Annotated in this window: 20 protein-coding genes and 1 tRNA gene; 6 read left to right on the top strand and 15 right to left on the bottom strand. The window is 63.8% G+C overall.

The features are described from left to right. Positions 1–176: 176 nt before the first annotated feature. From QM672_RS01090 to apaG, 14 genes are all read right to left on the bottom strand, one after another. The gene (locus tag QM672_RS01090) at positions 177–1,376 is read right to left on the bottom strand and encodes a pyridoxal phosphate-dependent aminotransferase (RefSeq protein WP_415080380.1); all 1,200 of its coding nucleotides are present in this window, start codon (positions 1,374–1,376) and stop codon (positions 177–179) included. Between the two features lie 144 nt (positions 1,377–1,520). Further along, a complete protein-coding gene (gene mscL / locus QM672_RS01085) occupies positions 1,521–1,949 on the bottom strand; it encodes a large conductance mechanosensitive channel protein MscL (protein ID WP_311942689.1) in 429 nt (142 codons plus the stop codon). Positions 1,950–2,094: 145 nt separating this feature from the next. After that, positions 2,095–2,694: a flavin reductase family protein gene (locus QM672_RS01080; RefSeq protein WP_415080379.1), complete on the bottom strand. Its 600-nt coding sequence runs from the start codon at positions 2,692–2,694 to the stop codon at positions 2,095–2,097. 4 nt (positions 2,695–2,698) lie between these two features. Next, positions 2,699–3,859, bottom strand: coding sequence for an acetylornithine deacetylase (gene argE / locus QM672_RS01075; RefSeq protein ID WP_311942696.1), 1,161 nt, complete (start codon positions 3,857–3,859; stop codon positions 2,699–2,701). Positions 3,860–3,950: 91 nt separating this feature from the next. Beyond that, positions 3,951–4,940, bottom strand: a complete 990-nt coding sequence (locus QM672_RS01070) for an Hsp33 family molecular chaperone (RefSeq protein WP_367625160.1) — start codon at positions 4,938–4,940, stop codon at positions 3,951–3,953. Next, positions 4,937–5,857 (bottom strand): ornithine carbamoyltransferase, encoded by a 921-nt coding sequence (gene argF / locus QM672_RS01065; RefSeq protein ID WP_367625161.1) that lies wholly within the window; start codon positions 5,855–5,857, stop codon positions 4,937–4,939. The genes QM672_RS01070 and argF overlap by 4 nt, the downstream gene beginning before the upstream one ends. Before the next feature lie 2 nt (positions 5,858–5,859). Further along, positions 5,860–7,092, bottom strand: coding sequence for an aspartate aminotransferase family protein (locus tag QM672_RS01060; protein ID WP_367625162.1), 1,233 nt, complete (start codon positions 7,090–7,092; stop codon positions 5,860–5,862). 317 nt (positions 7,093–7,409) lie between these two features. Continuing rightward, positions 7,410–8,180 (bottom strand): outer membrane protein, encoded by a 771-nt coding sequence (locus QM672_RS01055; protein WP_311942703.1) that lies wholly within the window; start codon positions 8,178–8,180, stop codon positions 7,410–7,412. Positions 8,181–8,454: 274 nt separating this feature from the next. Next, the gene (locus tag QM672_RS01050) at positions 8,455–8,853 is read right to left on the bottom strand and encodes a DUF6165 family protein (RefSeq protein WP_311942706.1); all 399 of its coding nucleotides are present in this window, start codon (positions 8,851–8,853) and stop codon (positions 8,455–8,457) included. Beyond that, positions 8,850–10,721 carry a tetratricopeptide repeat protein gene (locus QM672_RS01045; protein WP_367625163.1) on the bottom strand — a complete coding sequence of 624 codons (1,872 nt, stop codon included), beginning with the start codon at positions 10,719–10,721 and terminating at the stop codon, positions 8,850–8,852. The genes QM672_RS01050 and QM672_RS01045 overlap by 4 nt, the downstream gene beginning before the upstream one ends. A 353-nt stretch (positions 10,722–11,074) precedes the next feature. Beyond that, positions 11,075–12,799: a flotillin family protein gene (locus QM672_RS01040; RefSeq protein WP_311942710.1), complete on the bottom strand. Its 1,725-nt coding sequence runs from the start codon at positions 12,797–12,799 to the stop codon at positions 11,075–11,077. A gap of 6 nt (positions 12,800–12,805) precedes the next feature. Next, on the bottom strand, positions 12,806–13,471 hold the full coding sequence (locus tag QM672_RS01035; RefSeq protein ID WP_367625164.1) for an OB-fold-containig protein: 666 nt from the start codon (positions 13,469–13,471) through the stop codon (positions 12,806–12,808). After that, complete coding sequence (locus QM672_RS01030; RefSeq protein ID WP_415080378.1) at positions 13,468–14,574, bottom strand: PspA/IM30 family protein; 1,107 nt, start codon at positions 14,572–14,574, stop codon at positions 13,468–13,470. The genes QM672_RS01035 and QM672_RS01030 overlap by 4 nt, the downstream gene beginning before the upstream one ends. A 107-nt stretch (positions 14,575–14,681) precedes the next feature. Then, positions 14,682–15,074: a Co2+/Mg2+ efflux protein ApaG gene (apaG, locus tag QM672_RS01025; protein ID WP_068286796.1), complete on the bottom strand. Its 393-nt coding sequence runs from the start codon at positions 15,072–15,074 to the stop codon at positions 14,682–14,684. A gap of 110 nt (positions 15,075–15,184) precedes the next feature. Between apaG and QM672_RS01020 the strand changes: the two genes are divergently transcribed. The 4 genes from QM672_RS01020 to QM672_RS01005 all read left to right on the top strand — a co-directional run bounded on the left by QM672_RS01020 (position 15,185) and on the right by QM672_RS01005 (position 17,814). Next, complete coding sequence (locus QM672_RS01020) at positions 15,185–16,210, top strand: hydroxyacid dehydrogenase (protein WP_311942720.1); 1,026 nt, start codon at positions 15,185–15,187, stop codon at positions 16,208–16,210. A 124-nt stretch (positions 16,211–16,334) separates the two neighbouring features. Further along, entirely contained in the window at positions 16,335–16,826 is a 492-nt protein-coding gene (locus QM672_RS01015; RefSeq protein WP_311942721.1) for an acyl-CoA thioesterase, read from the top strand. Between the two features lie 159 nt (positions 16,827–16,985). Continuing rightward, on the top strand, positions 16,986–17,585 hold the full coding sequence (locus QM672_RS01010) for a nitroreductase family protein (protein WP_415080377.1): 600 nt from the start codon (positions 16,986–16,988) through the stop codon (positions 17,583–17,585). A gap of 154 nt (positions 17,586–17,739) precedes the next feature. Then, positions 17,740–17,814: transfer RNA gene (locus QM672_RS01005), tRNA-Gly, on the top strand. 131 nt (positions 17,815–17,945) lie between these two features. On the opposite strand, the gene QM672_RS01000 is transcribed toward QM672_RS01005, so the two are convergent. After that, complete coding sequence (locus tag QM672_RS01000) at positions 17,946–18,371, bottom strand: septal ring lytic transglycosylase RlpA family protein (protein ID WP_311942727.1); 426 nt, start codon at positions 18,369–18,371, stop codon at positions 17,946–17,948. A gap of 200 nt (positions 18,372–18,571) precedes the next feature. On the opposite strand from QM672_RS01000, the gene QM672_RS00995 reads away from it, so the two are divergent. Both QM672_RS00995 and QM672_RS00990 read left to right on the top strand, forming a co-directional pair. After that, entirely contained in the window at positions 18,572–18,763 is a 192-nt protein-coding gene (locus QM672_RS00995) for a CsbD family protein (RefSeq protein WP_311942729.1), read from the top strand. A gap of 35 nt (positions 18,764–18,798) precedes the next feature. Next, positions 18,799–19,059, top strand: coding sequence for a GlsB/YeaQ/YmgE family stress response membrane protein (locus QM672_RS00990; protein WP_415080376.1), 261 nt, complete (start codon positions 18,799–18,801; stop codon positions 19,057–19,059). Positions 19,060–19,308 lie beyond the last annotated feature (249 nt).

Here is a 19,308-nt window from a genome sequence, read left to right as displayed (position 1 = left end):
ATCCGGCAAGAGCGGACCTCTCGTCCCCTCCTGGAAGCGCCGGACTTGTGGGAAAGCAAGAGGCGGACGGGACGTCCGCGGTCCCAGCCTTGGCGGTTGCAGCGCAAACCTTGCCGAGGTCACGCAGGAAACGGCGCGGCTGGGACCGCGGACATCTTGTCCGCCTCTTGCGCTCCTCAGATCTTCTCCAACCAATCGACCAGGCGCTGGGTGGCGACCTGGAGCTGCTCGGGGCTGCGCAAATAGCACAGCCGCATGAAGCCCTCGCCGCCCGCCCCGAAGGCCGTGCCGGGCGCGAGGCCGACATTGGCCTGGTCGACGATTTCGAGTCCCAGGCGGCGCACATCCGGTTTCCCCTCGACGGAGAAGAACAGATAGAAGGCGCCGCTCGCCGGGGCGAAGCGCACCTTGCCGGTGGCACTCAGGCCGCTGATGACGATGTCGCGGCCCTGGCGGGCACGGGCGATCTGATGCTCGACGAAGCTCTCGCCCCGCTCCAGCGCCGCGATGCCGGCACGCTGCAGGAAGGTGGCGACTCCCGAGGTGGAATATTGGATGAGGTTCTCGATGGTCTGCCCGAGCTTGGGCGGCGCTTCGATCCAGCCAATGCGCCAGCCGGTCATCGCCCAGTTCTTCGAAAAGGTGTCGGTGAAGATGATGCGATCCTCCGGCGTACGGATGTCGCGGAAGGAAGGGGCGCGCCCGCCGGCATAGTGGAAGCGGGTATAGATCTCGTCGGCGAAGATCCACAACCCGTGCCGGCGCGCCAGATCGAGCACGAAGGCGATATCCTCCGCGGTGGCGACCCAGCCGGTGGGATTGGACGGCGAATTGATGAAGATGCCGCGGGTGCGCGGCGTGATGGCATCGGCGAGGCGCTGGAAATCGAGCTTCCAGCCCTGCTCGGTGAAGATCTGGGGCACCATCACCGGCTTGGCGCCGGCCACGCCGATGGCCGCCGCGAAATTCGGCCAGGCCGGTGTCGGCACGATCACTTCGTCGCCCACGCCGGCGATCAGGCGAACCGCCGTCTGGATCGCGTGCATGCCGGACTGGGTGACGAAGAAGCGATCGGCCGAGAATGGCTTGCCGAAAAGACTGGTGTGGTACCGCGCCAAGGCTTCGCGTAGATCGGGGATGCCGCGCTGCCAGGTATAGAAGGTTTCGCCGGCCGCCAGCGACCGTGTCGCCGCCTCGGTGATGAAAGCCGGCGTCGGCACGTCGCCCTCGCCGGCCCAGAGCGGGATCATGCCCTGGCGCGTACGCCCGTAATTCATCACCTCGACGATGCCGCTTTCCGGCGCGCCGAGCGCTTCCGGCCTGAGGCCATCGAGGAAGGAGGGGGCGGCGGGAATCGTCTCGACGGCGGCAGTCACGGCATCATCCTTGCAATGGGAATGCCGGACCTTATGACATCCGTGCGAGCGGCAGAAACCAAAACTTGGAATGGTTTCCATCGCCGGCATGCATGAATGCAAGCAGCCTCTCCGCCTTGCGGAAAAGGCCGCCGCATAATGAGCTTATCGTCTGGCGAGCAGGTCGCGGATTTCCGTCAGCAGCTGGATATCGGCCGGCGGAGGAGGAGGCGCCTCAGGGGCTGCCTCGGCCGCAGGCTTCAGATTCTTGACGCGGTTGATGCCTTTCACCACCAGGAAGAGCACGAAGGCGATGATCAGGAACTTGACGGTGACGGTAATGAACTTGCCATAGGCGAAGACGGCACCGGCCTTACGGGCATCATCGAGCGAGACGCCCTCGGGGACCTTGGAACTCAGGCCGACATACATGTTCGAGAAATCGAGCCCGCCCGTGATTGCGCCGATGATCGGCATGATGATGTCATCAACCAATGACGCGACGATCAGACCGAACGCTGCACCGATGATCACACCGATGGCGAGATCGACGACATTGCCCTTAAGGGCAAATTCCTTGAATTCCTTGAGCATGGAGCCTCCGCTTGTGGCGTAACTGGATCGACGTCAACGCAACCGACATCTTGCGTCGGCCCCTGATCATACCAGCGCCCGCCCCAAGATCCGTCACTATAGAGAGGTAACAATTACCTCCGACGACTGGAGATGCAAGCGGCCGCTAGGTCGGGCGTTCCAGTTCAAACGTGCTTTCCACTACGGAATAGTCCCGATAGCCCAGGCGCGAGACCACGCGCATCGCAGCGGTATCGACGCGGCCGTCGCGAATGAAGCGGTCATCGACATGGATGCCGACCACCTCGCCGCACACGAGCCAGGCGTCGCTCGGCGCGCCCTCCGCGTCGACGAGATGGATCGTCTGGGTCCAGCGGCACTCCAATGCGGCGGCGGCACGCGCCACGCGCGGCGGTTTCACCAGGCGCGAGGGCGCGGCTTCGAGCCGGGCGTACTCCATTTCGTTCTGGCCGCGCGGCAACCTCGCGGAGGTGGCGTTCATCGCGTCGATCAAATCCTCGGTGACGAGATTGCAGACAAATTCACGCGTCTCCTCGGCGAAGACGACGCTGTCCTTGCGGCCATCTGCGGCGAAGCCGACCAGATGTGGCCGCGACTGGAAGGCGTTAAAGAAGGAGAACGGCGCCAGATTGATGGCTCCGGCCGCCGACATCGTGGTGATCCAGCCGATCGGGCGCGGCGTCACCAGGGCCTTGAACGGATCATGGGGCAGGCCGTGGTCGCCCTTGCGCGGCTCGTAGAACATCGCCTCAAACCTCCAGCGTCTGGCCGAGCCGCTTGAGGAAGCTGGCACAGGCCTCGAGCTCGGACAGGGCGATCCATTCATCGGCGCCATGCGCCTGCTTGATCGAGCCCGGACCGCAGATCACGGTGGGAATGCCGGCGAGTTGAAAATGACCGGCCTCGGTGCCGTAGGAAACGGCCTGGGTATGGTTGCGCCCGGCAAGGCGCAGGGCCAGCGTCTCGGCATAGGAACCGGGCTCGGGCGAGAGCGCCGGCACGGCCACGTCGAGTTCGGTCACGATATCCGCCTCGGGTGCGTTGCGCCTCAGCCGTGGCAGCACGACTTCCTGGCTGAAGGCACGGATCCGGTCCGGTACGAACTCCACCGGCAGGGAGGGCAGGCCGCGGCATTCCCAGACGATGCGCGCCTCGTCCGGCACGATGTTGATGGCCTTGCCGGCCTGGATGAGGCCGGCCTGCACCGTGGAATAGCCCGGCTCGAACCGACCCGAGGGATCGCCCGCCGCCTGCAGCTCGTCGGCGATATCGTCGAGATGGCTGATGATGCGGGCGGCCGCATGCAGGGCGTTGGCGCCGAGGGCCGGCATGGCCGAATGGGCTGGGCGGCCGGTGATGCGCGTAAGGTAGCCGGCGAGCGATTTCTGCGCATCGACCACCTCCATCAGCGTCGGTTCTCCGACGATGCAGGCGCGCGGCAAAGGCAAGTCCTGGCCGAAGCGGGCAATCATGTCGAGGCTGCCGAGGCAGGAGATTTCCTCGTCATAGGAGATGGCGATATGAATAGGCGCCTTGAGTTTCATCGCCAGGAAGTCGGGCACAAGGGCAAGCGCAGTGGCAACGAAGCCCTTCATGTCGCAGGTGCCGCGGCCATAAAGGCGATCGCCCTCCAGTCGCGCCTCGAAGGCCGGCGCCGTCCAGGCCTGGCCCTCCACCGGCACCACGTCGACATGGCCGGAGAGCACCACCCCCGGCCGATCGGTTGGGCCGATGGTGGCAAGCAGAGCAGCCTTGTCGCCGGCGGCATTGGGCAGGCGGATGCTGTCGACGCCATGTCCGGCCAGGTAATCGGCAACGAAATCGATCAGCGCCAGATTGGAGCGGGAACTGACCGTATCGAAGGAGACCAGCTTGGCGGTGAGTTCGGCAGGGGTATAACGTGCGGGCATGAGATTTCCGGGTGCGCGGGCATCCTGCCCGCTCTTGAAAACGGCGCGAGCAAGGAAAGGAAGAGCGGGCAAGAGGCCCGCGCTCCCAGGATCAGGCGTTCACCAGTTCTTCCGTCTCGGCCTTGTCGAACTCGTAGCGGGCGTTGCAGAACTCGCAGGTCACCGTGATCGACCCGTCGTCGGCGACCATGTCTCGGCGATCGGTTTGCGAGAAATTGCGCAGCATGGTGGTGACGGCCTCGCGCGAGCAGCGGCATTTCTCGATGATGGCCGAGCTCTCGAACACTCGGGCTCCGCGCTCGTGGAACAGGCGATAGAGCAGTTCCTCGGCTGAGACGTTCGGATCGGTGAGCTCGTGATCCTCCACGGTGCCCATCAGAAGCTTGGCTTCCACCCAAGAATCGTCCTCCTGGGCATCGTCCTCGCGATGCTGCATCACCTCGGCACCCTCGGGCGCGTCGCCCGGCGGCAGGTCGGCCATGCGCATGCGCTCGGGCGAAGACGGCAGGAACTGGATCATCATGCCGCCCGCGCGCCAGCTCGTCCCCTCCCCGGCCACGTAATTCTCGGCCACGGCCAGGCGGACGCGGGTGGGAATCTGCTCGGACTGGCGAAAATACTGGTCCGCCGCCGCTTCCAGGCTCTCGCCCTCCAGGGCGACGATACCCTGATAGCGCGCCATGTCCGGCCCTTGGTCGATGGTCATGGCAAGATGGCCGCTGCCGAGCAGCTCGATCGTGCTGGTCTTGCCCGCGTCGATGGCGGCAGCTACGGCCTCCTTGTCGAAGGTGGCGCAGGCCCGCACCCGGTCCGGCGCCTGGAAATCGACCACCAGCATCCGCACCGGCCCGTCCGTGCGGGTCTGCAGAATGAAGCGGCCGTCGAATTTCAGCGTAGTGCCGAGCAGCAGCGCCAAGGCCGTCGCCTCGCCGAGCGCGCGCGACACCGGCGCGGGATAATCGTGGCGGCGCAGAATGGTATCGATGGCAGGGCCGAGCCTGACGACACGGCCCCGCACGTCCAGGCCCTCGGCCTGGAAGGGCAGGATGTGATCGTCTTCCATCAGATGGGGCTCGCTCATGCCGCAGCCTGCCCCAAGCACCAGGCGAGCACGCCCTTCTGGGCATGCAGGCGGTTCTCGGCCTCGTCGAACACCACCGATTGCGGCCCGTCGATCACCTCGTCCGTCACCTCCTCGCCGCGATGGGCAGGCAGGCAGTGCATGAACAGGGCGTCGGGCTTGGCAAGCGCCATCAGCTTGGCATTGACCTGGTAGGGCCGCAGCAGATTGTGGCGATAGCCTTCGGAATCACCCATCGAAATCCAGCAATCGGTAACGACGCAGTCGGCTCCCTCGACCATCTCGCGCGGGTCGGTGCCGATTTCCAGCCGGGCCTTGTTGGCACGGGCCCAGTCGGCGACCTCCTTGCGCACCGAAAGATCCTGGGGCGCGGCGACACGCATGGTGAAGTCGAAGCGCTGCGCTGCCTCGATCCAGGAAGTCAGCACATTGTTGGCGTCGCCCGTCCAGGTTACCGTCTTGCCCTTGATCGGGCCGCGATGCTCCTCATAGGTCAGGATATCCGCCATGATCTGGCAGGGATGGGAGAGCTTGGTGAGGCCGTTGATCACGGGGATCGAGGCGTTGGCCGCCAGCTCGCGTACCGCCGCATGGTCGAGCATGCGGATCATAACCGCGTCGACATAGCGCGAGAGCACGCGCGCGGTGTCGGCGATGGTCTCGCCGCGGCCGAGCTGCATCTCGGCGCCGGTCAGCATCAGGGTCTCGCCCCCAAGCTCACGCATGCCGACATCGAAGGAAACGCGGGTCCGCGTCGAGGGCTGCTCGAACACCATGGCCAGCACCTTGCCGGTGAGCGGGCGTTCGCCGGCCACCTTGCCCTTCACGCGCTTGGCCTTGATCGAAGCGGCGAGATCGAGAACGGCCCGCAGGTCCTGGGTGGGAAGATCGGAAAGATCGAGAAAATGCTTCAACATCGTCAATGTCCGGCAGCCTTGAGCTTGTGCGAGAGGGCGACACAGGCAGCCTCGATTCGGCGCACGCCTTCGAGAAGCTCCTCATCCGAGATGATCAGCGGCGGCAGCAACCGCGTGACATTGTCGCCGGCCGGAATGGCCACCAGCTTCTGTGCCCGGAGGGCACCGACGAACTCGCCCGGCGCCACGCGCGTACGCAAGCCCAGCATCAGACCGTCGCCCCGGATCTCCTCGATGATATCGGGGAAGCGGTCCTTCAATTCGGCCAGACGCTGGCGCAGCAGCAGGCCGGCCTTGGCGACATGCTCCAGGAATCCTTCCTCGAGCACGACGTCGAGCACTGCATTGCCCACTGCCATGGCGAGCGGGTTGCCGCCGAAGGTGGTGCCATGCACGCCCGCAGTCATGCCCTTGGCCGCCTCGTCGGTGGCGAGGCAGGCGCCCATCGGGAAGCCGCCGCCGATGCCCTTGGCCACCGCCATGATGTCGGGCGTCACGCCCGCCCATTCATGCGCAAACAGCTTGCCGGTGCGTCCGACGCCGGTCTGCACCTCGTCGAAGATCAGCAGCAGGCCCTTGGCGTCGCAGAGCTGGCGCATGCCCTTCAGGCAGGCCTGCGGGAGGGTGCGGATGCCGCCCTCCCCCTGGATCGGCTCCACCAGGATAGCGGCCGTCTCCGGCGTGATCGCCCGGTCCAGCACCTCGTGGTCGCCAAAGGCGATCTGGTCGAAACCATCGACCTTGGGGCCGAAGCCTTCGAGATATTTGGCCTGGCCACCGGCCGCTATGGTCGCCAGCGTACGGCCGTGGAAGGCCCCTTCGAAGGTGATGATGCGGAAGCGCTCGGGATGGCCGTTGGCCGACTGGTATTTGCGGGCCATCTTGATGGCGCATTCGAGCGCCTCGGCCCCCGAATTGGTGAAGAAGACCTTGTCCGCGAAGGTGGCATCCGCCAGCCGGCGGGCCAGCTTCTCGCCGCCCGGCATCTGGAACAGGTTGGAGGTATGCCAGATCTTCTGGGCCTGCTCGGTCAGCGCCGAAACCAGATGCGGATGGGCATGGCCGAGCGAATTGACGGCGATACCCGCGCCAAAATCGAGATAGCGCTCGCCGTCCGAGCCGATCATCCAGACGCCCTCGCCTCGCTCGAAAGCCACGTCCGCTCGGGCATAAGTCGGCAGGATGGCCGATGGGGCGGAATCATGGGACGGCTGAGGTTTGACGGAGGCGTTCACGGGTGTGGCTTTCAGGTTGGCAATTCTAGAGGTTTGAGACAGTCCTGGAACATCATGATGACAAGAGCAAAGCGCGCTTCGGCGAAACAGCACTTTGTTCCAACTCTTGGTTCCGACGCATCTTGCGATTGATGGCGAAGCCGCCAAATCGCAGAACGCTTGGGCCAAAAAATCAAAACGCCGCCCCAAGGTTGCTGCTTGAGGGCGGCTGTTTCGACGAAAAATATATTAGGCGCGAGGGCGATGCTGTCAATGGCAGCGTTGATGGGACAGCATCGCGGAGGCGGCGACCGCCGGAGACCGGCTCCGGCGCGCGCTCAATCGAACTTGTAGCTCACCCCGAAGCGGATCAGATCGTTGGAGAGCTTGACCTTGGCCCTTCCGGCCGCACCCGATACGCTGTGCGAGCCGAACCCGAGATGCAGATAGCTGAGATCGAGCACGACCTTTTCCGTCACGGCATAGGAGACGCCGGCACCAGCCGCCCAGCCGACCTTGGTGAAGCGATCGGACGTCGCCCCGAGCGGTGTGCTCAGGTCCGTCTTGATCCCGCCGATCGCCAGGCCGCCGGTGCCATAGACCAGGAACCGATCGATCGGCAGCCCGATGCGCACGCGCGCGGTACCGAACCAATCCAGCCCGACCTTGATCGCGCTGTCACCCGCGACCGTACGACCAGACATGCCCGACCCCGCCAAGTCGACCACACCGCCGACCACGACGGGACCGAGATCATGATCGTAGCCCGCCTCGGCGCCCAGGAACCAGCTCTCGTCGTTCATGCTGAAATTCGCGGCATCCGCCGGCGCGCCCGGCACGGTGTCGGTGAAAGTAAAGGTTCCAGACCCCGAGGTGAAGAAGGTGGTCGTCGTGATATCGGGACCGGCGGGATGGGCGGCACTGCCCTCGGCATGCATATGGCCATAGCCGCCGATCACGCCGGCGTAGAAGCCCTGCCAGCTGAAGACGGGCGCGACGGCATCGGAACGGTTTGATGATACCGGCTGCGCCGATGCCGGGCCGCTCATTGCCAGGCCGGCAGCGACGAGGAAAGAGGAACCGAGAAGACCACGAACAAGATAATTCATTTGAGTGACAGATCCCAATATTGCGGGATCAAGGCTATTGAATTCGTCAGGCAATTCGCAAGACGGTCATGATGAAATAACTTATTCCTCCGCAGGTTCGGGAATGCGCGTGATAATTAAGCAACACACCTGCAACAAAAACACGACACTTCGGAGAATATTCGAAAAATTGCAACGCGTTTAAAGATAATCATCGCGAGACCATTAAAATCGCAGGACGCCAAGCGACGCTGAGGAAATACCGATATACCGCAAATGTCAGACGCAAAAGCAATCAATATGATGAATAGAGCTTCTGCTCGGAAAGGGACGATTGCGTCAGTGTATTGATCCGGTCTTTCAGAGCCGATCGACGATCATTGGTCTTGTAAACCGCTCTAGCCAATTCGATGAAACCGGATCCGAAATCCCTGCGTGACTCATGGTCCCGGATTTCGTCTTCGATCTCCCACAGACGAAGGTTGACGTCCTTGAGGGCGCGATAGACAGCCAGCACCTCCGGGGCTTCGCGTCCGCTATCCCGCCAGACGACCCGCAGCAAGCCAAGCTCGTCGCTCACGCGCGCCCTGCGCACGGCGTCGGCAATGCGCTCCTGTTTGATCTCCAGGATGGAGATCTTATCCAGCAATTCTCCATAAGACACCGGAATCAGGGCCTGGGTGGGGGCAGTCATGACGCTCCTCTGGTCAACGCGGCGAGGCTTTCGGCGGCCTGGGCGAATGGTGAACTCCAGTCACCCGGGCGCGCCTGCCGAAACAGGCGCATCGAATCGTACCAGGGCGACGTCTTTCCCACATACCCCCAGCGCCAATCCGGCGCATATTTGAGCATGAGCCAGACCGGACGTCCCAGGGCGCCGGCCAGATGCGCCACGGAGGTATCGGAGGTCACGACCAGGTCGAGGCTCTGCATCAGGCCTGCCGTATCGAGAAAGGCATCGCTGCCGCCGTCGAAGGAAGCCGGCATTCGCCGCACCACCATGTCATCAGGCAGCTGATCGAGCTGATCGAGACCAAAATTCTTCTGAAGGCTGATGAGATTGACCCCCTTCACCCGAGCCAGCGGCGCAAACTCGATCAGTGGAATCGAACGCCCGCGGTCGATGGCGCCTTGCGGATTGCCCTGCCAGACCACACCGATATTGAACCCCTCCGGCAGGTGCCCAGCCCATGTCTCGACACGATCGGGCCTGGCCGCCAGATAAGGGAGGCCCTCGATGTCTTCGCGCGGCAGGCCAAGACGATGTGGAATGCTCATGAGGGGCGCGTAGACATCGAAGAAGCCCGCTTCTTCCGGTGCGGCGAATACCGACAATTCGGGGAATGCCTCGGCGATGATCGCACGCAGCGGCGGGTGCACCTCCAGGCGAACCTCGGCGCCCCGCCTGCGGAGGAGCCGGGCAAAGCGGCAGAACTGCAAGGCATCGCCGAGGCCCTGCTCATGATAGAGAAAAATGGTCTTGCCAGCGATGTCCTCGCCGCGCCATTCCGGCCGATCGCCGACGAATGTGCGATAGCCGTCGGTACGGCGGCGCCACTCATATTCACTGAACCCTTCGCGATAATCGCCGAGGCCAAGGAGATAGAAACCCAGGGCGAGATGCGCATTGGCGTCGGCGGGCTGTGCCTTGACGGCCCCGCGAAAGGCCACGAGCGCAGCATCGTGGTCGCCCCTGGCGGCGTGAATGCCGGCGATGTTGAAATAGGGATCGACGCTGCGAGGCTTCAGTGCGGCGATGCGCCCGTGGACCGCCAGCGCTTCGTCATGAATGCCATGCTGCTGCAGGTGAAGGCCGAGGTTGAGCAGGCAATGTGCGTTGGCGGGCGCCAGCTCGCAGGCATGCCGCAATGCATGACGAGCTTCTTCCTTGTGGCCAAGAGCGTCATAGGCCGCACCGAGGTTGCTATGGCCCTCCGCATAATCCGCCTGCAGGGCAACGGCCCGCCGGAGGACCCGCACAGCCGTTTCGAAGGCTCCCTTGCGCAACAGGGCCAAGCCGAGATTGTTATGCGCTGGCACGAACCGGGGCATGAGGGCAATGGCACGCTGATGCGCCTCTATGGCTCCCTCGATATCGTCCTTTTCCAGCAGCGCCGCACCGAGATTGGTATGGGCTTCCGCATAATCCGGCTTGAGACGGAGGGCTTCACGATACGCCACGACCGCCTCGTTCCAGCGTTTCTGAACGGCGAGCGCATTGCCGAGATTGCGAAAGGCTTCCCCATAGCCCGGTTGCCAGCCGATGGCCTTCTGGTAAGCCTCGACCGCGCCGGCCATGTCGCCCTTGTCCTGCAGGGCAACGCCGAGATTGCGCCAGGCTTCGGCATTGCTCGGCTGGGCGGCAATGGCACGACGGAATTGCGCGATCGCCTGGTTCAACTGCCCCTGCTGCTGCAGGCAGACACCATAAAGCCGCAGCACTGGGCTGTTAGTCGGCTGCAAGGCTACGGCCTTGCGATAGAGGGACTGGGCTTCGGCCAGCCGGCCGGCCTTATGTGCCCGGACAGCCTCGTCCAACAGGGCGTGCGGAGACTTCAGCATCACGGCATTCGATCAATGCCATGTCCGGACTTGTCCGGCGGGGAAGCCATGCCGTCTTCCCGGCGCCGCCAACGGCATTCCCTCTCCAGCCGTATTTCCTCGACAGGAAGACGCGGCCAGACCCTCACTTCGATATATCGGGCAGCGTTACCGTGCATGGCTGTGGGCTGTTTGGGGGCGGGAATCGACCTTGCATAGGTGAAGACAGGCCGGTTGGAAAGAGCGAGCATTGCTGGAAGCCACATCCCGACAGGCCAGGCGGCACGGCAGCGGTTGCTTTTCCCGTCTCCGAAGAATGGCGGAGCAATTTGCGCTGGCTTCCATACCGCAAATTGCTCCGCGACGTTCAAGTCTCAATCGTGGTGCTTGGTGTCGTCCGACTGCGTATGACGCGCAGGCTCTTCGCTGCGGCTTGCAGCCGGCGCCTTGTGCCCGCCACCAAGCGATGCAGCCAGCAACGCTTGCGTCGGATCGGCGCCCCGGAAACCGGCCTGGGCCAGGATTTCGTCGAGAATGGGCTTCTGGGCCGTGAAGCTGAGAAGCTGGCTGGAGAGATCGCCGATCGGATGGCCCGCCTCGCCGTTTCCTCCATTGCCAACGGCACCGGCCAGCCCGCCCGCGCTGAAGATCCGGATGTCCGAGATCTTCTCGATCGGCTTCATCGCCTGTTCGAGCGCCTGCGGCACGATCGCCACACGCGCCTTGGCGAGCTCGAAGCCGATGACGCTTTCCGCCAATGCGTTGCGTGCTTCGTTCTTGGCCCGCTCGGCCCGCGCTTCCGCCTCGCCCAGTTCGACCACGCCGGTGGCACGGATCTTGGCGGCCTGTGCCTCGGCATCGGCCTGGATCTTGGTAGCGGCGGCGAGATTCTCGGCGGCCTGGCGCTCGGCCTCGGCCTTGACGGTGATGGCGGTCGCCTCCTGCTCGGCGGCCTTGCGGGCATCGATCACGGCGATGCGCTTGGCGCGCTCGGCGATCTCGACCTCGCGGGCCGTGGTCACCTGCTCCTCGGCGGTGATGGCGGCTGCCTTCGCCTCATCGGCCTTGGCACGGGCAGCCTGCTCCTCCTCGATCTTGCGGGCGACGGTGATCGCCGCGTCGATGCGAGCCGTTTCGGTGATCTTGCGGGCGACGGCCTCACGTTCGGCAATGCCCTGCTCGGCACCGATACGCGCCGCCTCGCGAGCCTGGCGCGCCTCGGCGTCGCGCTCGGCAATGCCCCGGTCGGTATCGAGCCGGGCCGTTTCCTGGCTCAGGCGTGCCAATTGCTCGGCCTTGGCGGTTTCGGCGCGGGTTTCCGCCGTCTTGTTGGCGATGTCGCGCTCCTGGGTCAGCTCGGCATCGCGCTGCTCGCGCTCGATGGTGAGGCGCCTGAGGGCGGCCTCGCGGTCCTTGGTGGCGATCTCGACCTCGTTGTCGCGCACGATCTGGTTGCGCTCGCGCTTGCGCTCCTCGGTGATCTTGGTGAGCGCAGTCAAGCCCTCGGCGTCGAACGTGTTGTTCGGGTTGAAATGCTTGATGTCGGTCTGGTCGAGACGGGTGAGCGAGACCGATTCCAGCTCCAGGCCGTTGGACTGCAAATCGTGCGCCACGGCCGCCTGCACCGATTTGACGAATTCGGCGCGCTGCTCCTGCAGGTCGCGCAGCGACATCGTCGCCGCCACCGAACGCAGGCCGTCGACAAACTTGGCTTCCACCAGGGTCTTGAGAGCATCCGCGTCGTTGGTGCGATCGCCCAGGGTCTGGGCGGCCAGCGCGATGTTCTCGGCATCGGGCTTCACCCGGACATAGAACTCGGCGGTGATGTCGGCACGCATGCGGTCCTTGGTGATCAGCGATTCATATTCGGAGCGCTTGACCTCGAGCCTGAGCGTGCTCAGCGACACCCAGGAATAGGAATGGAAGATGGGCAGGATGACCGAGCCGCCATCGAGCACCACTTTCTTGCCGCCCAGCCCGGTCCGCACATAGGCCTTGTCGCGCGTGGACCTGGTGTAGAGCGTCGTCATGATGATGCCGATGACGACCATCGCCGTCACGATGACTCCGGCAATGAGCCCCACTGAGAAGAAGTCCATGATGGTTCAGCTCCTGTTGCTGTCGCTGTCGAGTGCCTGCGGTGCGGGAATGGCCTGGAAGAGGCCGTCGGCCCCATCCACGATCAGCGCCAGCGCGCCCGTCTCGATGACATGCCCCGGCGCGGCTTTCGCACGCAGGGCGTGGAAATTGTCGTAGCGGTCCTTGACCCGCACGCTGCCGGGATTGCCCTGGTCGAGCGGCCCGATGGTCACCGTGCCGGTCAGGCCGATGAACTCGTCCTGGCTGAGCACGCTGGTTTCCTCGCGCGGGATGATCTTGCCCACGCCCCGGCCCAGCCAGCGCGTGGCGGGGATCGCGGCCGCCAGTGCGCCGGGCACCGAGATCACGGCCGGCAATGGCCCGGCGAGGCTGGAGGCCACCGCCTGAATGGCGAAGCCGAACACGGCGAAAGCGGACAGCAGGATGACGATCAGCACCAGCAGGGGCACGCCGCCGGCATTGAGCCAGGAAGCCCAGGCGCCGAGCAGGCCACTATCATGGTCGCCGGGCGCATGATCGCCCGACGCATGAAAACCAAGACCGTCGTCGAGCAGTGCCGAGACGGAGGCGCCCAGCAGCATCGAGACGAGTTCGACCACACCGAGGCCGACCACCGTCAGCAATGCCACCCAGAAAGGTGCCGTACCCGGCTGGACGAGGCTGCCCATCATCGCTGGCCATCCCTGAAGGCTCTGAGCCGCGCCTCGATCGCGTCCTGGCGCTGCAACTGGCCGAGCTCTTCGACTTCGGCGGCGCCGGTGGTGGGCTTGACCGGCACGCCGGTCACGCGTTCCACCGCCGCCAGCGCGTCGGCGAGCCGCTGATCATTGCGCTGCGAGGGCGTCACGGCGGCAGGTGCGGCGCGCTCCGCCCGCTTGGCATCCTCCAGCCGCTTCTGGGCGTCGGCCCGGGCCGAGGCAATGCTGCGCAGCGTGGTTTCGGCCTCCGCGATCTCCCCCGCATTCTCGGCGATCGCCTTGGAGAGCGCTTCGCGCTGCGCTTCCAGATCGATCTGGACGCCGGTCGCGGCGCGGGCGAGATCCTCGCGCCCTTTCTCGAGGCCGACCCTGATCTTGCCGTCGAGGTCGCGGATCTCGGCATCGAGATCATCGGCCTTGGCCTTGAGGCGGTGCCCGGCGGCGACGGCGACGCCGAGCGCGGCGCGCGCCTCTTCGGCGATCTTGCCGATCTCGCGCACGGCCTGCTGGGCGACGGCGGTGGGATTGGCTGCTTCCGCCGTATCGACCGCATTGTTGACGACACCGGCGATGACCCGCCCGAGCCGGGCGAGAATACCTTCATTGGACATCGGGGTCTCCTTTTGAGGGTGGATGCTGGCCTGCACGCCGACGTCGATACGCAGCGACGGGCCTTCGAAGACGAGGCGGGCTTCGGCGAAATCGTCCCAGCCACCGTGATAGCCGCTCACCGAATAGGGCATGACCACCCGGCCATCGATGGTGGCGATGCTGACACTGTCCGGCCCCTTCACGGCGAACAGCTTGGAATCGAGCGGAATGTCGTCGATCGCCTCGCCCGGCTGCCGCCGGCTGTGATCGCGCAGGGCCAGGGTCGCCATGCGCGAAGGCAGCCCCGTCTTCAGGCGGATCTCCTCATAGGCCTCCTCGTGAAGGGCGACGAGATTGGCTCCCTTGGTCCCGTCGAGAATGGTCATCGCCTGGCGGTAGGCGACGAGGGTCGCCTGCAGCGCGCCGCGATCTTCGGCGGTCGGCGCCAGGACGAAAACCATGGTGGCATCAGGCTTTCCGGTCATGCCGGATATATAAAGCACTTCCTTGTTGCTTTCAACGGAAAGACTTCGCTTTTCGGCGTACTAGGTCAAAATCGGAGGATGAATACCGGCCTAAGGCCGCCCGACCCTCAGTTGACGCTGCGCTTGGCGTAGGGACTGTCGAGAGAGAAGGCCGGAATGGCGACCTCGAAAGTCTCGCCGCTGTCGGCCACCATGAAATAGGTGCCCACCATCAGGCCGGACGGCGTTCCCAGCGGGCAGCCGGAAGTGTATTCGAAGCGCTCGCCGGGCTCCAGTACGGGCTGTTCGCCGACAACGCCGGCGCCCCTGACTTCCTCGCGGCGACCATTCTCGTCGGTGATTTCCCAGGCCCTCGACCGCAGCTGTACCGTTTCCGGGCCCATATTGGCGATCTCGACGGTATAGGCCCAAAAATAACGCCCGTCCGCCGGCCGCGATTCCTCGGCAAGGAAACGGGGGCGGACCGTCACTTTGATATGCCGCGTGGTGGCGCTGTACATATTCCGATTTACGCATTCACGGGCTCTGCCGTCAAACCCTTATGGTCTGACCATTGCAGACTCCGTCGCGACCCTTCATGCTTTGCGGGTTTCCGTGCACAGGACCTGCCATGGCCACGCCCGTCATTCTCGTCGACCCCCTACCGCGTACGCTCGAACAGATCATGGCACCATCGGTGCGAGCCCGCCTCGAACGCCTCGGACGCCTGGTCATCAGCGAGGCCAGGCCGATGAACGACGACGAGATCGAGGCGCTGCTGCCCCATGCCGTGGCCATCATCGGGCAGACGGCAATGTCCGCCGAAAGGCTCGAGCGGGCCCCGCGGCTCAAAGCCATCATCAATGTCGAGACCAATTTCCTGCCCAATATCGATTATGCCGCCTGCCAGGCGCGCGGCATCTGGGTGCTGACACCGGCCTCCGCTTTCGCAGCCCCGGTGGCGGAAGCCACGCTCGGCCTCGCCCTCGACCTCGCCCGCGGCATCAGTGCCGCCGACCGCGCCTTCCGGGCCGGCACCGAGACCTATGGCCTGGAAGCCAATCTCGACACCATCCGCTTCGAGGGCGCCCCGGTCGGCATCATCGGCTTCGGGGATCTCGGCCGCAAATTCCGCGAACTCATCCGCCCGTTCCGCAACGAGGTCAGGGTCTACGATCCCTGGCTGCCGGCGGAAACGATCGAGCGGCTGGATTGCCGGCAAACCGATTTGGATGAGTTGCTGGAACGCAGCCGCTTTGTCGTGGTTTTCGCCGCCCCCACCACGGAAAACGCCCATTTCATCGGCGCCCCGCACTTTGCCCGCATGCAGAAGGGCTCGGCCTTCCTCTTGATGAGCCGGGCGGCGGTCGTCGATTTCCCGGCCATGATCGCGGCCGCGTGCAGCGGCCATATCCGTGTGGCCACCGACGTCTTCCCGGTCGAGCCGGTCCCGGCCGACGATCCGATGCGGACCACGCCGAACATGGTGTTCTCGGCCCATCGCACCGGTGGCACCAGGGATGCCCTGTTCGAGATCGGCAGCATGGCGGTCGCCGATCTCGAGCTCATCCTCAAGGACCTGTCGCCGCAGCTCTGCCGCCGCGCGGATCCCTCCATCGCAGGCCGCTTGCGTTCCCAGCCGGTGAGCAAGACCTGATCGAAAAAAGCTTCCAGCCATTGCCTATGCCTGGGCCCCATGTCGGGAAATCCCGCGTGCGTTTGAGGTCCTGCAGATTTCTCCATTACACTCGGCGGCGAGCAACCTAGCCTGGGAAAACGCCATGGATCGCCGCCGCCTCGAAATGACCGTGCTGATGACACCGGACATGGCCAATTTCAGCGGCAAGGTGCATGGCGGCGCACTGCTCAACCTGCTCGACCGTGTCGCCTTCTCCTGCGCCTCGCGCTTCTCGGGCCAGTATGCGGTGACGCTGTCCGTCGACCAGGTGATGTTCAAGGAGCCGATCCAGGTGGGCGAACTCGTTACCTTCCTGGCCTCGATCAACCATGCCGGGCGGACATCGATGGAGGTCGGCATCCGGGTTGAAGCGGAGAACATCCGCTCCGGCACCCGTCGCCACACCAATTCCTGCTATTTCACCATGGTGGCAGTGGACGATGAGGGCCGCCCCTCGGCCGTACCGGTTCTGGAAGTGAAAGGGCCGACCGAGGAACGACGCTATCGGGCAGCGGAACTGCGGCGGACCCTGCGTCGCGAGATCGCCGCCCGCCTGGAAGCCGTGGCCGAGACCGGCGTTGACAGCGGAGGCTGACAGTCACCGCGAGCGACATATCAATTTCATCGAACCTAACGATCGAGATTATGCAGGTTTTCGGCATGTCCATTTCAGGGCATGCAGATCTGCAGTCGAGGCTGCATTCAGGCGCCTCTTCCGCTTTGGCAAATTTTCATTGAGAGAGAAATTCTTCTCATGTCCAAGACCTTTATCGACCACGTCAAGACCCGCCGCACGCAATATGCCCTGGGCAAGACGCTGCCCAAGAGCGAGGAAGAGATTTCACTGCTGATCCAGGACGTGATCAAGCATGTGCCTTCCTCCTTCAATTCGCAGAGTTCGCGCGCCGTGATCCTGTTCGGCAAGCAGAGCGACAAGTTCTGGCACCTGACCAAGGAAATCCTGCGCAAGATCGTGCCCGCCGACAGCTTCGCCTCGACCGAGGCCAAGATGGATTCCTTTGCCGCCGGCGCCGGCACCGTGCTGTTCTTCGAGGATCAGGACGTGGTGAAGAGCCTGCAGGACAAATTCCCGCTCTATGCCGACAATTTCCCCATCTGGTCGGAACAGTCGGGCGGCATGGCGCAGTTCGCCGTGTGGACGGCCTTGGCCGAGCACGGCATCGGTGCCAGCCTGCAGCACTATGCCCCGCTGGTCGACGAGGCCGTGCAGAAGGAATGGCATGTGCCCAAGTCCTGGAAGCTGCGCGCCCAGATGCCCTTCGGCTCCAACGAGCAGCCCTTCCCCGAGAAGAGCTTCATGAACGACAATGATCGCTTCAAGGTCTACAGCTGAGAGCGGCTGGCGCCGCGACCCGGCGCAATGAGCCGATAGTTGCGAGATCGTCAGGCCCGGCCTTGAGCCGGGCCTTGTCACATTCAATGAAAAGCGCAGGGGCGGCCTTGATCCATCCCTGAGAAACAGGCTACAAGATCGCAGCAATCGCTGCGCGGGTGTAGTTCAGAGGTAGAACGTCAGCTTCCCAAGCTGAATGTCGTGGGTTCGATTCCCATCGCCCGCTCCAAAAATCCTCCTGGCAACAATGGTCAAGTAGCCATTGCGCGCTTGGGGCAAGCCGGTCGCACAAAGTCCCGGACGCAAAGGTACCCCTCCAGGCCAAGGGGGTGAAGATGCAGCTGTCCATGCGGTCGTTGGCTATCGTCGACCAGGCGGGAGCCTTGGCGGCGAGTTGCCCTTGTCCGAGGCCTGGGAAGACGCCGCAATCTTGGCGACTGAAACTCTCGTCGTGCCCATGCCGAGCATGCCGACGGCCTTGGCCGCTCCATAGGAGAGGTCGATCAGGCGGCCACGCTTATGGGGGCCTCGATCGGTGACGCGGACGACAACGCTCTTGTGGTTCCTAAGGTTGGTAACGCGCAGCGTCGTTCCGAAAGGCAGGGTCCGATGGGCAGCCGTCAGCCCGGCTGGATTGAAGCGTTCGCCGTTGGCGGTACGGTGCCCTTTCAGCTCCCTACCGTAAAAGGATGCTGTACCCAGGGTTTCTGCATGTCCAGAGACCATAGCCATGAAGATGATTATCATGGAAAAGGCGAAAATTCCGCTTATGAGGCGCATACCCATCCAGTCAATTCCTTCTGTAATTGACGATTAATTACGGTAGGAATCGAATGGTTTCGATTTTGTTATCTCTCGATTGCGGCAATTTCGCTGCCACCGCTCACGTACTGCGGCGGATTAATCCATAAGCCAAAATCACTACGGAACCTCGAAACGACACCCGCGTTTGTGAGCTGGGGGTCTGCATTCAAGGGAGTAACCGGGTGAACAGCACAACGGACAAGGTGAAGGGTATCGCCAACAAAGTGGCGGGTTCGGTGAAGGAAGGCGTCGGCAAGGCCGTGGGTAATCAGGAGATGGAAGCCGAAGGCGCGATTCAAAAAGCCAAAGGAGAGGTCCAGGAGGCCAAAGGCAAGGTCAAGGACGCGGTCAAGTCGGTCATCGACAAGGCGTAAATCCCAGACAATCCGATAGAAGCGGAGGTGAAGGAATGGATCGTCCTGAAGTTGGCTGGATCGCTGCGATCATTATCGGCGGCTTGGCCGGTTGGCTGGCTGAGATGTTCATGAAGAGCAACACCGGCGTTCTCATGAACATCATTCTTGGCATCGTCGGTGCGGCCCTCGCCAGCTTTCTGCTGGGGTTGATAGGCGCGGGCTTCGGCGGGTGGCTGGGCTACCTCATCGCGGGCTTTATCGGCGCCTGCATCCTCATTGCGCTCGCGCGAATGCTAAGCGGTTCTCGCGTCTGACGCTCGAGGCCAGATGGGTTGAACGCCACCCCGTCTGGCTCTCGCGGAAATATGACGGAGGAAACGCCTTGGCGCCGCCGGGCTTGCGCCGGATCTGCAGTCTGTCGGCATTCGAACGACCGAAGTCCCGGGTGATCCTCGAAAATGCCGAGGCATTTCGGCCTGGCCATCGGCTATCTTCACTTCGGAGGAGTCGAGAGCCATTGAGGATTTTGCTCGCAATCAAGGCGTCCGTCTGCGCTGGCCTAT

It is taken from the genome of Labrys sp. (in: a-proteobacteria) (genome assembly GCF_047605565.1).
Taxonomy (GTDB): domain Bacteria; phylum Pseudomonadota; class Alphaproteobacteria; order Rhizobiales; family Labraceae; genus Labrys; species Labrys neptuniae.
This window is presented reverse-complemented; position numbering and strand designations above follow the sequence as displayed.